This is a genomic window from Bacillus sp. ISL-47, from assembly GCF_018613175.1.
Lineage (GTDB): Bacteria > Bacillota > Bacilli > Bacillales > Cytobacillaceae > Cytobacillus.
This window is the reverse complement of the sequence record NZ_JAGGQS010000026.1, coordinates 57,044-71,029: the sequence shown is the minus strand read 5'-3', so window position 1 is coordinate 71,029 and position 13,986 is coordinate 57,044. Positions and strand designations below refer to the sequence as shown.

15 protein-coding genes are annotated in these 13,986 nt (G+C 41.3%); all 15 read right to left on the bottom strand.

The window, feature by feature from the left end; genetic code table 11:
• Positions 1-175 precede the first annotated feature (175 nt).
• The 15 genes from J7I93_RS10390 to J7I93_RS10320 all read right to left on the bottom strand — a co-directional run bounded on the left by J7I93_RS10390 (position 176) and on the right by J7I93_RS10320 (position 13,981).
• A complete protein-coding gene (locus tag J7I93_RS10390) occupies positions 176-970 on the bottom strand; it encodes a phosphatidate cytidylyltransferase (protein ID WP_214725795.1) in 795 nt (264 codons plus the stop codon).
• A 16-nt stretch (positions 971-986) separates the two neighbouring features.
• Complete coding sequence (locus J7I93_RS10385) at positions 987-1,766, bottom strand: undecaprenyl pyrophosphate synthase (protein WP_214725794.1); 780 nt, start codon at positions 1,764-1,766, stop codon at positions 987-989.
• A 491-nt stretch (positions 1,767-2,257) separates the two neighbouring features.
• On the bottom strand, positions 2,258-2,815 hold the full coding sequence (gene frr / locus J7I93_RS10380) for a ribosome recycling factor (protein WP_214725793.1): 558 nt from the start codon (positions 2,813-2,815) through the stop codon (positions 2,258-2,260).
• Positions 2,815-3,540 carry a UMP kinase gene (gene pyrH, locus J7I93_RS10375; protein ID WP_214725792.1) on the bottom strand — a complete coding sequence of 242 codons (726 nt, stop codon included), beginning with the start codon at positions 3,538-3,540 and terminating at the stop codon, positions 2,815-2,817. Before pyrH ends, frr begins: the two co-directional genes overlap by 1 nt.
• Positions 3,541-3,679: 139 nt before the next feature.
• Positions 3,680-4,561, bottom strand: coding sequence for a translation elongation factor Ts (tsf, locus tag J7I93_RS10370; protein WP_214725791.1), 882 nt, complete (start codon positions 4,559-4,561; stop codon positions 3,680-3,682).
• Positions 4,562-4,751: 190 nt separating this feature from the next.
• The gene (gene rpsB / locus J7I93_RS10365; protein ID WP_009330721.1) at positions 4,752-5,453 is read right to left on the bottom strand and encodes a 30S ribosomal protein S2; all 702 of its coding nucleotides are present in this window, start codon (positions 5,451-5,453) and stop codon (positions 4,752-4,754) included.
• 147 nt (positions 5,454-5,600) lie between these two features.
• Positions 5,601-6,197 carry a hypothetical protein gene (locus J7I93_RS10360; RefSeq protein WP_214725790.1) on the bottom strand — a complete coding sequence of 199 codons (597 nt, stop codon included), beginning with the start codon at positions 6,195-6,197 and terminating at the stop codon, positions 5,601-5,603.
• Positions 6,198-6,206: 9 nt separating this feature from the next.
• The gene (locus J7I93_RS10355) at positions 6,207-6,518 is read right to left on the bottom strand and encodes a hypothetical protein (RefSeq protein WP_214725789.1); all 312 of its coding nucleotides are present in this window, start codon (positions 6,516-6,518) and stop codon (positions 6,207-6,209) included.
• On the bottom strand, positions 6,515-7,909 hold the full coding sequence (locus J7I93_RS10350; protein ID WP_214725788.1) for a flagellar assembly protein A: 1,395 nt from the start codon (positions 7,907-7,909) through the stop codon (positions 6,515-6,517). Before J7I93_RS10350 ends, J7I93_RS10355 begins: the two co-directional genes overlap by 4 nt.
• A gap of 39 nt (positions 7,910-7,948) precedes the next feature.
• Positions 7,949-8,710: a FliA/WhiG family RNA polymerase sigma factor gene (locus J7I93_RS10345; protein ID WP_214725787.1), complete on the bottom strand. Its 762-nt coding sequence runs from the start codon at positions 8,708-8,710 to the stop codon at positions 7,949-7,951.
• 387 nt (positions 8,711-9,097) lie between these two features.
• Entirely contained in the window at positions 9,098-9,595 is a 498-nt protein-coding gene (locus tag J7I93_RS10340; protein ID WP_214725786.1) for a chemotaxis protein CheD, read from the bottom strand.
• Positions 9,588-10,232, bottom strand: a complete 645-nt coding sequence (locus J7I93_RS10335) for a chemotaxis protein CheC (RefSeq protein WP_214725785.1) — start codon at positions 10,230-10,232, stop codon at positions 9,588-9,590. Before J7I93_RS10335 ends, J7I93_RS10340 begins: the two co-directional genes overlap by 8 nt.
• 1 nt (position 10,233) lies before the next feature.
• Positions 10,234-10,707 (bottom strand): chemotaxis protein CheW, encoded by a 474-nt coding sequence (locus J7I93_RS10330; RefSeq protein WP_214725784.1) that lies wholly within the window; start codon positions 10,705-10,707, stop codon positions 10,234-10,236.
• Between the two features lie 117 nt (positions 10,708-10,824).
• Positions 10,825-12,861, bottom strand: coding sequence for a chemotaxis protein CheA (locus J7I93_RS10325; RefSeq protein ID WP_214725783.1), 2,037 nt, complete (start codon positions 12,859-12,861; stop codon positions 10,825-10,827).
• A 19-nt stretch (positions 12,862-12,880) separates the two neighbouring features.
• Complete coding sequence (locus tag J7I93_RS10320) at positions 12,881-13,981, bottom strand: protein-glutamate methylesterase/protein-glutamine glutaminase (RefSeq protein ID WP_214725782.1); 1,101 nt, start codon at positions 13,979-13,981, stop codon at positions 12,881-12,883.
• Positions 13,982-13,986: the final 5 nt, after the last annotated feature.

Sequence of the window (13,986 nt, the reverse complement as noted above, 5' to 3'; positions counted from 1 at the left end):
GCGAACCGCGGGGCGGGCGGTGAGCATCCTCGGCGCTCAGCGCCTGTGGGGTCTCACCTGTCCCACTCCTCCCGCTGGAGTCTTCCACCTTACGCTCCAATCAACCAACCTTATTTGTCAGCTTTTCACATAATGTATTTAAAACAACAACCATTTAGAAAACAGCCTTTATTTATTACAGCAAGTGAAAAAAATGGAGTAATGGCAATACAAACAATAAGCTGTCAAAGCGGTCCAGGATGCCGCCGTGTCCAGGCAGGATATTTCCAGAGTCTTTTACATCATAATGCCGCTTTAATGCAGATTCAACCAGGTCGCCTATCTGCCCAAATACAGATAGGATTGCAGTAATAATTAAAAGCCCGAGCAGGGACTCTTCTATATTTGAGAAAATAATAAACAATACGGCAACTGCAAGCGCACAAATGACGCCTCCCAGCGAACCTTCCACTGTTTTATTGGGGCTAATTTCAGGCCATAGCTTGCGCTTGCCCATAGCCTTGCCGATAAAATAGGCACCTGAATCTGTTGCCCAAATAAGGAAAAGAGCAAAAAAGATATAAGTCAAGCCTTCGTCTGCAAAGCGGGTTTCCATAAAATAATAAAATCCTATCCCTACATACAAAGTAGACATGATCGAAAATGCTACATCATCAAACGTAAACTTATTTTTCGTTGCAACAGTATAAGTTAAAAATAGCAGCACCCCAAAAAGGGCTACCTCAATTTTAGTATAATTTAAATCATCGAGGATCGGCTGGAATTCTCTTGGCAAAAGAAAAACCCATAATAATAATAAAGAAATAATTCCCGGAATAGAGAACAAACTTAATTTCCTCATACTTAATAATTCATACAGCGCAATTGACGCCAGCAAATATGCCAGTATGATCATCGGCATGCCGCCATAAATAATAACCGGGATCAAAACCGCCCCAAAAATGATCGCTGTGATTACTCGTTGCTTCATTAAATTTTCAACACCTTTATTGTACTCCCCCAAAACGCCGCTGGCGGTTTTGGAATACCTCAATTGCTTCCAGCATTTGCTCTTCATCAAAATCCGGCCACAAAACATCTGTAAACCAAAATTCAGTGTATGCGAGCTGCCAGAGCATAAAGTTACTAAGCCTGATTTCACCGCTTGTTCGAATTAACAAATCGGGATCTTTAAGCCCGCTTGTCATAAGATACGATGAAAACTTCTCTTCATTTAAGTCATTTTCATCCATTATACCACTTTTGGTATCTTTTAAGACATGCTTGACAGCTTCAAGTATTTCCGCTCTACTGCCATAATTAAGCGCAAAATTTAATACCAGCCCAGTATTGTTTTTTGTCTCTTCCATCGCTTTAGTGACTGCATTGCGGGTATGGGCAGGCAAGTGATCCATATAGCCAATCATTCTCACCTGCACATTTTCCTCGACCAGCTCCGGAAGGAAAGTCCCCAAAAATTCCTCAGGCAATTTCATAAGAAAGTCAACTTCCATTTTGGGCCTCTTCCAATTTTCCGTTGAGAAGGCATATAACGTTAAGGTCTTTACACCGATTTCATTGGCAAACTTTGTAATTTTCCGTACAACCTTCATGCCTTCATGATGCCCCGCAATTCTTGGAAGGGCTCTTTTTTTGGCCCATCTGCCATTCCCGTCCATGATAATGGCTACATGTTCAGGAATTTTCAGCTCCTTCATTTTTTCTACTCTCTCTCGGAGATCGGAAGAACTGTTTTGGGACTTCCATAACTTCATTTTATCAAACATATGACTGCTCCTTTAAAATAGGTTAATCCTCCGATAAAAGATAAATCAGAAAAGCGCAATGCGCCTAAGCCGGACATCTGTCCTGCTTAATTTATAATAATTGTATCTTTTAGAGATTATTTTCAACTGGTAAAATTATGATATTCCCTCTTTCCGCATGCTAATATCATACCAAAAATAAAAAAATATATCTCTATAAAAGAGTATGTATTCAAAACAAAATTAAGAATTTGCCGGTAAACCTCTTATGGGAGGTTCCTATTCTGCAGCATAAAGAGCCGCGCTTCAATAAGTATAGTTATTTCCTAAGGCTGTTTTCGCAAACTTTGTTGCTTTTTAAACAAGTAGTGAGAAGTAGTTGATTTCCGCTCCAGGATGCTCAGCGAACCAACCTTATTTATCATTCATTTTATTTACAAACTCTATTTAAAAGCATTTCCCAAAGTGTAAAAAAACCCCCTATTGATAGAGGGTTCGTCATATATGGCTAATTAAACTTCAAGGATTTCTTTTTCTTTATCCTTTGTGAGAGCATCGATCTTGCTGATGTGTTCATCAGTAAGCTTTTGAATATCCTCAGAGAATCCGCGAAGATCATCTTCTGTGATTTCCCCACTTTTTTCAAGCTTTTTAAGATCATCATTGGCATCGCGGCGTACGTTGCGGATCGCCACTTTTGCCTCTTCAGATTCCTTTTTCACAACCTTTACAAGCTCTTTGCGGCGCTCTTCAGTCAGCTGAGGAATAGCCAGCCTGATTACACTGCCGTCATTGGAAGGATTCAAGCCAATATCAGACTTTAGGATTGCCTTCTCAATTTCGCCAAGAATTGTTTTATCATATGGCGTAATAACTAAAAGACGTGCTTCAGGAGTAGATACTCCTGCAAGCTGGTTAACAGGTGTTGGAGCACCATAGTAATCTACCGTGATTCGATCAAGCAAAGAAGCATTTGCCTTACCGGCACGAATACTTGCAAGCTCACGTGTATAAGATGCAATTGCTTTTGTCATTCTTTCTTTTGTATCTGCAATAACTTGTTTTGGCATTATTTTTTCCCCCTAACGATTGTTCCAATTGTTTCACCCAATACGGCGCGGTTAATATTGCCTGCTTCCATGATTGAAAATACAATTAACGGAATATTGTTATCCATGCATAAAGAGGATGCTGTTGAATCCATGACAGCCAAACCTTCCTTCAATACATCAAGGTAGGAAAGCTCGTCATATTTCTTGGCATTTTTGTCAATGCGAGGGTCTGCTGAGTACACTCCATCCACATTGTTTTTAGCCATCAAAATTACTTCTGCTTCAATTTCTGCAGCTCTTAACGCAGCTGTTGTATCAGTCGAGAAGTAAGGGTTACCGGTTCCCGCAGCAAAGATCACAACCCGCTTTTTCTCAAGATGGCGGATCGCTCTTCTGCGGATATATGGTTCAGCAACCTGTCTCATTTCAATAGACGTTTGAACCCTTGTTTCTACGCCGAGATTTTCCAGGCTATCCTGTAATGCAAGTGAGTTCATGACAGTAGCAAGCATGCCCATATAGTCGGCATTCGCTCTGTCCATCCCCATTTCTTCTCCGATTTTGCCGCGCCAGATGTTTCCGCCGCCAACAACTACAGCTACCTCAACACCTAAGTCAGCCAGATCCTTGACCTGAACAGCAATCGATTTAATTACAGAAGGATTTATTCCGAAACCTTGCTCTCCTGCTAAAGCTTCACCACTTAATTTTAAGACCACGCGTTTGTATTTAGGGCTGCTCATAAGAACCTCCATATGTAGAATTAGAAACCTAAAGCGCCTTTGAAAGGCACAAGACTAGATCAATTTTAATCTTTTCTTGAAAAACAGGGAACACAAAGTGTTCCCTGAATCATAGCAGTTATCGCTGTTTTAATTACTATTATTTTTTAACCTGGTTCATTACTTCTTCAGCGAAGTTGTCTTCACGCTTTTCGATGCCTTCTCCAACCTCATAGCGAATGAACTCACGGATTTTTCCGCCTTTTGATTCAACAAATTTTCCAACTTTTTGATCAGGGTTTTTAACAAAAGCCTGGTCGTTTACGCAAACATCTTCGAAATATTTGCCTAAGCGGCCTTCAACCATCTTAGCCACGATATTTTCTGGCTTGCCTTCGTTAAGAGCCTGCTGAGTTAATACTTGGCGCTCGCGCTCAACTTCTTCCTGTGATACTTCATCACGGGAAACATATTTAGGGTTTAGGGCAGCAATGTGCATTGAAACATCTTTCGCTGCTTCTTCATCAGTTGTACCTTCAAGAACAGTTAACACACCAATGCGTCCGCCCATGTGCAGGTAAGCACCGAAAGCATCGTTGTCAGTTTTTGTTTTGATTTCAAAACGGCGAAGAGAAAGCTTTTCACCAATTTTAGCGATTGCAGTATTGATGTGAGACTCTAAAGTAGAACCGTTAGCCATTGTTTGGCCAGCTGCTTCTTCAACAGAAGATGGCTTATTTGCAAGCAAATGCTCAGCTAATTCTTTTACAAGAGTTTGGAACCCTTCGTTCTTAGCAACGAAGTCTGTTTCAGAGTTTACTTCAAGGATAACTGCTTCATTTCCGTCCACTTTAACTGTAGTAAGACCTTCAGCAGCAATGCGGTCACCTTTTTTAGCAGCTTTAGCGATTCCTTTTTCACGAAGGAAGTCGATTGCTTTTTCCATATCGCCTTCAGTTTCCTGAAGAGCCTTTTTGCAGTCCATCATGCCTGCGCCTGTTTTTTCACGAAGTTCTTTAACCATTTGAGCAGTAATTGCCATTATAAGATCCTCCTTAAAATGAGTTATGTAATTATATCTTTACCATATATAGCTGTATGGAAAACAAAACTTTTCCCATTCTTTAAAAAAAGGTGATAAAGGGTGCTCCCTATTATCACCTTCTTTAAGAAAGAAAAAGCGCTCTGGAGCTGTCCAGCTCCAGCGCCACAAAGGCGCTTCCGCTTTTCTATTAAGCAGTTGTAACTTCTTCACCTTGTTTAGCTTCAAGGATAGCATCAGCCATTTTGCCTGTTAATAGTTTAACAGCGCGGATAGCATCATCGTTTGCAGGGATTACAACATCAATTTCATCCGGATCACAGTTAGTGTCAACGATACCAACGATAGGAATGTTTAATTTATGTGCTTCTGCAACAGCAATGCGCTCTTTGCGAGGATCAATAATGAATAGAGCATCTGGAAGGCTCTTCATGTCTTTGATTCCGCCTAAGAACTTCTCTAAGCGCTCTTGCTCTTTCTTCAATTGAACAACTTCTTTTTTAGGAAGAACTTCGAAAGTTCCGTCTTCAGACATTCTTTCGATATCCTTTAAACGTGCAATACGCTTTTGGATTGTTTCAAAGTTAGTTAAAGTTCCGCCCAACCAGCGCTGGTTTACGTAGAACATACCAGAACGGATCGCTTCTTCTTTAACTGAATCTTGAGCTTGTTTCTTAGTACCTACGAAAAGGATTGTACCGCCGTTTCCAGCAAGCTCCTTAACGAAGTTGTAAGCTTCTTCTACCTTCTTAACAGTCTTTTGAAGGTCGATGATGTAGATGCCGTTACGCTCAGTGAAGATGTACTTCTTCATCTTAGGGTTCCAGCGGCGAGTTTGGTGTCCGAAATGCACACCAGCTTCAAGCAATTGCTTCATTGAAATTACTGACATTTTGTGTTTCCTCCTAATGGTTTTTTTTCCTCCGCTCATATCATTTTTAGCCGGCAACTGCATATGTACAGCACCATCCGGCTAAATCCATAAGCGTGTGTATTAACACCATTTGTTAATATAGCACAAGTGTTTTTGACAATCAAGCTATTCTTGCTGATTTTGACGAAATTTAAGCATTAATGCAATTTCCGTTCTGCCTTTACCTAATATCTTGGCAATTTCGTCTTCCGCCAGGCCCTGCTTTTTTAATATCAAAACGTTATCAAGCAGTGATGAAGCGTGATGCTGCTGTGCTTCAGAATCGCTCTGTTTTTCCACTTTCGCTGCTGATGCTTTACTATCAAAACCAGAAACAGATTCACCTTTTAATTCTATTTGTTTATCTGCTTGATCACTATTTTTTTTATAAGCTTTCACTGCCTGGAGGGCTGATGCCCTTGCAAGGCGGTTAGGCTTATCATTTGTTTCTATCATTTTTTGAGCCTTTACATTTTTCTCTTTCGATTCAGCTTTTTCCGTCAATGCATTTATCTTAAGCTGAGAAACCCTATTAATAAATTCATCGTTTTCTTCCTTCATCTGCACGAGGTAAGTGGAAATGACCTCTTCCATTTCATTAACTATTTTCTCCTGTTTTTTCTCCGTTTCCATAAGCTTGTTTTGCCGGAGAAACAACAGGATAATTGCCAAAAGTGCCATGATATTCAATAACAGGCTTAACGCTAACAGAAAACCAGTCATACGATCCCTCTATCCGCTATAATCAATAAGCTGCCCTTTAAATGGGTGGCTCTGTTCCTTACTGCTGTCTTTTTTTTGTTTTTCTTTTTGATCTGGTTCGTCCCGGCCTTTGCGATTGTTTTTATCTTCTTTGCTAAGATTCACATTTTGTTTTTGTTCCTGTTTTATTACAGTGCTGCGGTGTTTTTCTTCATCCCTGCGCGTTTTTTCAGCCGCAATCCCGCCCATTGTCTGGCCTCTTTGCTGGAGCTGCTCCTGAAGCTTTCCGGCTTCAATGGTTCTCGGAATCGCAACCTGCAGCTCGATTGATTTCAGAGTCATGCCCGCCCACATCCTTTATCAAGGTCAGATTTCCCTTTGACAAGCGGCTCAAATCGAATCTCACCCATTGTGAAATAGTATTTTACACATCTGTTTTTTTGCTGAATCACCTTTGAGTATTTCCCGAAATGTAAAGCTGTATTGGGAAAGACTCTTTCATGAATTAATACTGCTGCACCCAATTTTTCTTCTTTCTCCCTTTCCAGGTCTATAAGCTTTTGAGCCAATTTTTTTCGTTCACTTTGTATATGGGCCTTAGTTGTTCGCTGTTTGAGGATAATCGATTTTTGGTCATCTGTCAGTCTTCCTATCAATCGGGCTATTTCCAAAAGCTTTTTCTCAATGCTATCGAGTTTTTTATGGTTATCGCGCAGCATGAGAGTTTCATCCATAAGCGCTTTTTCCTTTTCTGCCAAAGCAGCATCCATTCCGGCATAAAGCTCAGTCTTAGTGAATAAATGATTCCCGGATTCTTTAATTTCAATGTCAGACCCGGACACCAGCTTTCCTCCAATCACCATTGCTTGGCTGCAGCGGATTGCTCCTCCGGCATGCAATTGGCTATGGAGTACTGACTTTCTTATTACTATATCATGTTCAGCTTTGATATTTGCCTGGTTAAGGTAAGCTGCCTGAATATTCCCGCGGGATGTAACTGATCCTTTATGGCTGCCGGTAATTCCTCCTGAAACAATTATATTGCCGTCTGCCTGGAGCACGGAACCTTCTACGAGGCCGTAGACAATAATATCTCCTCCGGCTTTAATCTCATAGCCCGGCGGGACATTTCCTCTAATCAAAACATTCCCTACAAAGTCTATATTCCCAGTTTTTAAGTCAAGGTCCCCGTTCACTTCAAAAATTGGATTCACAGAGATGAAATTGGAGGTGAAGCTTACCTGGCCATCCATTAAAGAATAAAATTTTTCTCCATTTAAAATTACATTCTTGCCTGGCTTAACTCTTAATGGCTTGCCATTCTTTGCGGGGATAGAATGACCGAAAATATCCTTTCCGGCTGTGCCTGGTGTTGGGGAGATAATGGACGCTAAAATCTGTCCTCTTTGTACAGAAGGAATATGAAGGACATCTCTGAAGTTGAACTTTTCTCTTTTTGTTTTTTCCGCATAGCGGATTTCATTCTGCAAATACGCATCATTGCCGTTTTCTGCAGGAACCCCTTCGGCGATGATGATAGGATATTGCACGGAAAGGGGGTCCTGGCAAATCCTTTTTATCGCCTCTTCATTTATCCCAAAGGTAATTTTCTCCCTGGCAAGAAGGTTCTTTATTATTTCTGATGAGATCCCTTTTATTTCATTGCTGTCTATGGGCTGCAGCATGGCAGATAAACGATTTCTATCAACTAAAATCTGAAACTGAATTTCCATACTGATTCCTTCTTTCTGCAGATAGGAGCCGGGCAAGTTTTATAAAACTTTTCCCAGCGACTGTCTGAGCTTAAATATAGCTTTGGAATGAATCTGGGATATTCGCGATGTTGACAAACCCATCACTTCGCCTATTTCTGTTAAAGTTAATTCTTCCTTGTAAAATAAACTGATAACCAGCTGTTCTTTTTCATTCAATTGCAGGATTCTTTCGGCCATTTCTTCCAGTATCTCGTTTTTCAATACCTTTTCTTCCGGTATAACTGCTTTGTCATCCTTAATGGCAAATGAACCGCCTTCTTTATCATCAGAATCGCCAGGCTGTTCATCGATTGATAAAACGTTTGCATAAAAGTGTTCGTTCATTACTGTATAAACTTCTTCTTCCCCCATTTGAACCTCGTCGGCAATTTCCCCTACCGTAGCATTTCGCATCAGCCGCTGCTCCAGGTTTTCCATAGCCGCTTCAATTTTCTTGGCTTTCTCCCTTGTACTCCGGGGAAGCCAATCTTCTTTTCTTAATCCGTCTAAAATCGCACCCCGGATTCGAAAGGAAGCGTATGTATCAAACTTTAAATCTCTCTTAGGATCAAATTTTTCCAAAGCATCGTATAATCCCATCATACCAAGGCTTCGTATATCGTCTCTTGAAACACTTTTAGGAAGGTTCACAGATATTCGCTGCACATGATAGCTTACGAGAGGCATATATCTCTTCGCAAGAAAGTTCCCCGCTTGAGCATCACGAGAGTCGACCCATTTAGCCCAGTATGTATTTTCTTCAATCGTTAGCTCTGCCATGGCCATCCTCCTCAAACGTTCCCATTTCTATTAATTATCGCTATTATATCAAAATATTTCCTCTAACAATATTAAAACTCAGACTCTATCCAGCTGATAATCCAAGGCTTTTTCTGCAAGGTATATAAGTGATCGGGAAAGCAGTTACCAGCCGGGAGCTGGATTAGATCTATTAAATTCGCCTGTTGATTTCCGCTCCAAGAGCTAGCGAACTGCGGGCGGTCCGATGCTCCTCGGCGCACTCGCGCATACAGGGTATCCCTTTGACAAGCTCCAATCAATAGGATGCCAAAATCAACAATGGGCTTTGACACAGCCTTTGGATAAAAAACTGATTTATTTTGGCCATCTAAGGCAGGCATTCATCTATCCATTATTTAGCAGCCCTTAAATCATGAATTCACCTTTATTGACAGTCCGGATATTTAATTTGCCTGTTGCCGGGTCGAATTCGATGGTTCTTCCGCTGTTTCCGCCTACATCTTCTGCGAGAATGTCAATCTTTAATAATGTCAGCTCCTTTTTCACAGCTTCCACGTTTCTGGGACCGATTCTCATTAAATCACTGCCGGAAGAAAACTGAAACATTTGGGCTCCTCCAGCAATCTTTGCTTTTAAACAGGAAGACCTCGCGCCGCTCTTTGATATGAGGCTGACGAGTTCCCTGATTGCCGTATCGGCATATTTAGCTGAATTAAAGGCTGCTCCTTTTGCAAGAGATGAGTCGGGGAGCATCACATGGGCGAGGCCTGCAATCCCGAAGCCAAGATCAAATACCACTACCCCTACACAGGATCCTAATCCTGATGTCCTGATTAAATTCGGCGTTTTAACAATATTCATATCTGCTATACCAACTTTTACTGTTTCAAGCAGCTTATTCATGATCCGGGACTCCCAATGCTTTAAAAATGATTTTAAAGGACTCAGGGTCCGGAAGCAGGAAGAAATGGCCTTTAACGGAATCCCCGTCAGATTGACTTTCTTCGTTCAAGGCCGTATCGATCACGATGGCATAATCGCTTACTTGGGAAATTTCAAGCAAACCAGTGCCGATAATGGCTCCGACCATATCAATGCTAAGCATGGGCACAGATGGAAATAGGGACAGGTTCGTAAAATCAGATAAGGAAGATAAATAAGAACCTGAAAGGATATTCCCTAGTTCTTGCAGGGCAGATAAAGCAAGTTCATTGTAAGGCGTTTCTTCTGCATTGAAAACAATGCTGCCAGGCAATGCTTGAATAAATATCTCTGCCTGTTTCAGCGGCAGAACAAAGAACATGCTGCCTGGCGCATCTCCTTCAATCCTCAGAAATACCCCGGCCACTATATTATCTGAACCCCCGGCCATGTCCATCATTTCCTCAAAAGAAACAACCCTTACATCCGGAACTGTCATATCTATTTTTTTATCGAGCAGAGTAGAAAGAGCCGTCGCAGCATGGCCTGCACCAATATTGCCGATTTCTTTTAAAATATCCAAATGCATCGAGCTGATATTTTTTTTTATAGAATTCATCTTACATTCCTTCTGCTTCGCTCTGGATTGCCAGTTCATCAGGATTAAGAACTTTTTCCAAATCTATTAATATCATTAATCTTTTATCAATTTTTGTAACACCTTTTATAAAATCTGCCTCTTCGGCACCGACAACCTCAGGAGGAGGCTCAACTGATTCTGCGGATACATCGATTACATCATTGGCAGAATCAACGATCAGGCCTACCTCCACACCATCCAAAACGGTAATTATAACTCGGGTATGGTCGGTATACTCGGCCTCCTCAAGGTTAAACCTGCTTCTTAGGCTGATGATTGGTGTAACAACCCCCCGCAGATTTATAACCCCTTTCACAAAGCCGGCTGTTCGCGGAACTCTTGTTATGTACTGCACCTTTTCGATCGAACGTACCTGGTTAACTGGAATAGCATATTCCTTATCTTTCAATTGAAACACGATTAATTTAAAATCTGCCACTGCCGCCTCAGTCATTCTGGTCACTCCTTTGCTGGATAGCTCTGTTAAACTTGCCTGTTGGTTACAGTAAACAGAGCATAATAACTAAATAAACTCTTAAATAGTAAATATGGGATCACATAAACTATGACATTATTTAATCAAAGCATTGCAGTCTACAATTAAAGCAACCTGGCCATCTCCAAGAATGGTCGCTCCGGAAATGGCAAATACATTGGTTAGATAATTTCCAAGCGATTTTAAAACGATCTCTTGCTGGCCGATAAAGGAATCTACTATCAGCCCAGCCATCTTTTCGCCTTTCCTGACTATGACAACAGATAAAAATTCGCCATCCTGGTTCTCCGAAGGAACATTAAAGATATCTTTCAATGAAAGAAGCGGGACAACCTTTCCTCTGAAGTCAATCACTTTCTGGTTGTGCGCACTCAGGATATCACCTTTTTTTATTATGGCTGTTTCAATGATGGAGGAAAGGGGTATGGCAAATTTTTCTTCTTCTATCTCCACCAGCATGACAGAAATGATTGATAAGGTTAGCGGAAGCTGAATAGAGAAAATGGAGCCCTGGCCAACTTTTGAATCAATGGAAACTGAGCCGCCCAATGATTCGATTGTATTTTTCACAACATCCAGGCCAACTCCTCGCCCGGAGACATCTGATATTTTTTCGGCAGTAGAGAAACCGGAAGCAAATATTAATTCATAAGCCTGCTTGTCTGTTAAAGCTGCAGCGGCTTGTTCAGTAATAATGCCGTTCTTAAGCGCTTTACTGATCACCTTTTCTTTGCTGATGCCGGAACCATCATCCTCAATTTCAATAAATACATGATTGCCGCTGTGATAAGCTTTTAGAATGACACTTCCTTCTTCACTTTTCCCATTTGCTTTACGAATTTCAGGTGTCTCGACCCCATGATCGAGCGCATTGCGGATTAAATGAACAAGCGGATCACCGATTTCATCAATGACAGTCCGATCAAGTTCAGTCTCTGCACCGACAATTTCGAGGTTGATTTTTTTATTTAAATCCCTCGCCAGCTGTCTTACCATTCTTGGGAAGCGATTAAATACTGTTTCGATTGGAACCATTCTCATGTTAAGGATAATATTTTGCAAATCACCCGATATCCTTGACATGTGTTCTACAGTCTCATGCAGCTCCTGATTGTTTACTTCCCGGGATATTTGCTCAAGCCGTCCCCTGTCAATAACAAGTTCTTCAAACAAATTCATCAGGATATCAAGTCTTTCAATATTTACCCTGATCGTTTTATTGCTTGCCTGCTTGGCTGCAGGGGCTTTCTTTTCTTCCCTTGGCAGGCTTTCATCCACTTTGAAATCTGCAGATGAGGATCGGGGCCGAGCTTCTTCCTCTTTTTCAGGCTCTTGATGGCGCAGGTCATCAAGAGATAGCGGCATAACGTTTGCTTTCTCAACTTCAGACACTTTCAATAGTTTTTGCTGGATATCCTCCCGGGATTCCTGAGACACAATTGTGATAGAGAAATCCTGGTCAAATTGCTCTTCTTCGAGCTCCTCTACAGGTGGTGTTGCTTTAATTACTTCCCCCATTTTCTCCAGCACTTCAAAAACCATATAAACTCTTGCTGCCTTCAGTAAACAATCCTCCCGCAATGCAATCGATATTTCATATGTTTCAAACCCTTGCTCCCTTGATTGTTGAATGACTGTCAATTCAAATTCATCATAGGTGCTTTTAACAGCTGCTGAAGGCTCTGCGAGTGCCACAGCAGTTTCTGCTTTTGCTTCAGCCTGTGCATGGCTTTGTCCCATTTCAATCAGTTTTAATTTAGCAACTGCTTTTGAAACGTCTCTTTTGCCGTCCCCTCCTTCAGCAATGGAATGAACCATTGCTTCGAGGTCATCGACAGCCAAAAAAATAACATCCAGAATTCCTGCATTCACTTTAATTTTCTTGTTTCTGATGGCATCAAGGACATTCTCCATTTGGTGGGTAAGGCTTGCGAGATCCTCATATCCCATTGTTGCCGACATGCCTTTTAATGTATGTGCCGACCGAAAAATCTCGTTAACAATTTTAATATCTCCGGGTTTTTTCTCTAATTTAAGAAGCTGTTCATTACATGCCTGCAAATGCTCCTTACTTTCTTCAATAAACACCTCTAAATATTGGTTCATCTCCATGCGCCTGCACCCCTCGGCTTTAAACATATTTCAATATGGATTCTGCAATTCGATCAACATTTTGGACATCATCTATTAAGCCAGCCTCAATTGCTGCTCTTGGCATCCCAAAAACAATTGAGGTTTCCTTTGATTCAGCAATCGCTATTACATCCCCGCTTTTTTTTATAGCAGCTAGGCCTTCTCTGCCATCTGCTCCCATTCCAGTCATAATAACTGCTATCTTCCGAAAACCCATCAATTCACTCACAGATTGAAACATAATATCCACTGAGGGACGATGTCCGTTTTTAGGAGGAGATTGATCCAGCTGAAGCACCAGATCTCGCCCTGAACTTCCCACTTTCAGATGGAATCCACCAGGAGCAATATATGCTGTGCCTTTCTCAAGGATATCCCCTTTTTCAGCTTCCTTTACAGTCAATTCGGACAAGCCATTCAACCTGCTGGCCAGTGATTTGGTAAATCCTGCGGGCATATGCTGGACAATTAAGACTGGAGCATTCAGGTCTCCTGGGAGCTTTGTTAAAACCTTTTGAAGGGCTCTTGGGCCGCCGGTTGATGTGCCGATACAAATAATTCGTTTATCATGTGTACTTGATTTAATAGCAGCACCAATTGATTGATCAATAGACTTATTTAGTTCTATTTTACTATAATTCCGCTCGATTTCCTTACGATTTTTTCCAAGAGAAGAAATAATACCCAGATTCGTTATATTGGCTTTGCTTGCCGACACGACTTTCTCTGCTAATTCGGCTTTTATTTTATGTAAATCCAGAGAGAGCGTTCCTGATGGCTTCGCAATAAAATCCACTGCACCATATTCCATGGCGGCGAATGTATTATCAGCGCCTTCCTTCGTAGTACTGGAAAGCATCACAACCGGAACTGGCCGTGATTTCATAATAATCTTTAAAGCTGCAAGCCCATTAAGGACAGGCATTTCAACGTCCATGGTTACAACATCCGGATTTAATTCTTTTATCTTCCTTAGTCCGTCTTCTCCATTTCTTGCTGTGCCCACAACATTCAGTCGGGGATCCTGAGATAAAAAATCGGCAATAAGCTTCCTCATAAAGGCCGAATCATCTATAATAAGCACGTTGATTCTCTTCATGTGAT

Excerpts from the sequence above, each read along its gene's own strand:
- J7I93_RS10390 (WP_214725795.1), bottom strand. The coding sequence starts at position 970 with ATGAAGCAACGAGTAATCACAGCGATCATTTTTGGGGCGGTTTTGATC.
- J7I93_RS10385 (WP_214725794.1), bottom strand. The coding sequence starts at position 1,766 with ATGTTTGATAAAATGAAGTTATGGAAGTCCCAAAACAGTTCTTCCGAT.
- frr (WP_214725793.1), bottom strand. The coding sequence starts at position 2,815 with ATGCCAAAACAAGTTATTGCAGATACAAAAGAAAGAATGACAAAAGCA.
- pyrH (WP_214725792.1), bottom strand. The coding sequence starts at position 3,540 with ATGAGCAGCCCTAAATACAAACGCGTGGTCTTAAAATTAAGTGGTGAA.
- tsf (WP_214725791.1), bottom strand. The coding sequence starts at position 4,561 with ATGGCAATTACTGCTCAAATGGTTAAAGAACTTCGTGAAAAAACAGGC.
- rpsB (WP_009330721.1), bottom strand. The coding sequence starts at position 5,453 with ATGTCAGTAATTTCAATGAAGCAATTGCTTGAAGCTGGTGTGCATTTC.
- J7I93_RS10360 (WP_214725790.1), bottom strand. The coding sequence starts at position 6,197 with ATGACTGGTTTTCTGTTAGCGTTAAGCCTGTTATTGAATATCATGGCA.
- J7I93_RS10355 (WP_214725789.1), bottom strand. The coding sequence starts at position 6,518 with ATGACTCTGAAATCAATCGAGCTGCAGGTTGCGATTCCGAGAACCATT.
- J7I93_RS10350 (WP_214725788.1), bottom strand. The coding sequence starts at position 7,909 with ATGGAAATTCAGTTTCAGATTTTAGTTGATAGAAATCGTTTATCTGCC.
- J7I93_RS10345 (WP_214725787.1), bottom strand. The coding sequence starts at position 8,710 with ATGGCAGAGCTAACGATTGAAGAAAATACATACTGGGCTAAATGGGTC.
- J7I93_RS10340 (WP_214725786.1), bottom strand. The coding sequence starts at position 9,595 with ATGAATAAGCTGCTTGAAACAGTAAAAGTTGGTATAGCAGATATGAAT.
- J7I93_RS10335 (WP_214725785.1), bottom strand. The coding sequence starts at position 10,232 with ATGAATTCTATAAAAAAAAATATCAGCTCGATGCATTTGGATATTTTA.
- J7I93_RS10330 (WP_214725784.1), bottom strand. The coding sequence starts at position 10,707 with ATGACTGAGGCGGCAGTGGCAGATTTTAAATTAATCGTGTTTCAATTG.
- J7I93_RS10325 (WP_214725783.1), bottom strand. The coding sequence starts at position 12,861 with ATGGAGATGAACCAATATTTAGAGGTGTTTATTGAAGAAAGTAAGGAG.
- J7I93_RS10320 (WP_214725782.1), bottom strand. The coding sequence starts at position 13,981 with ATGAAGAGAATCAACGTGCTTATTATAGATGATTCGGCCTTTATGAGG.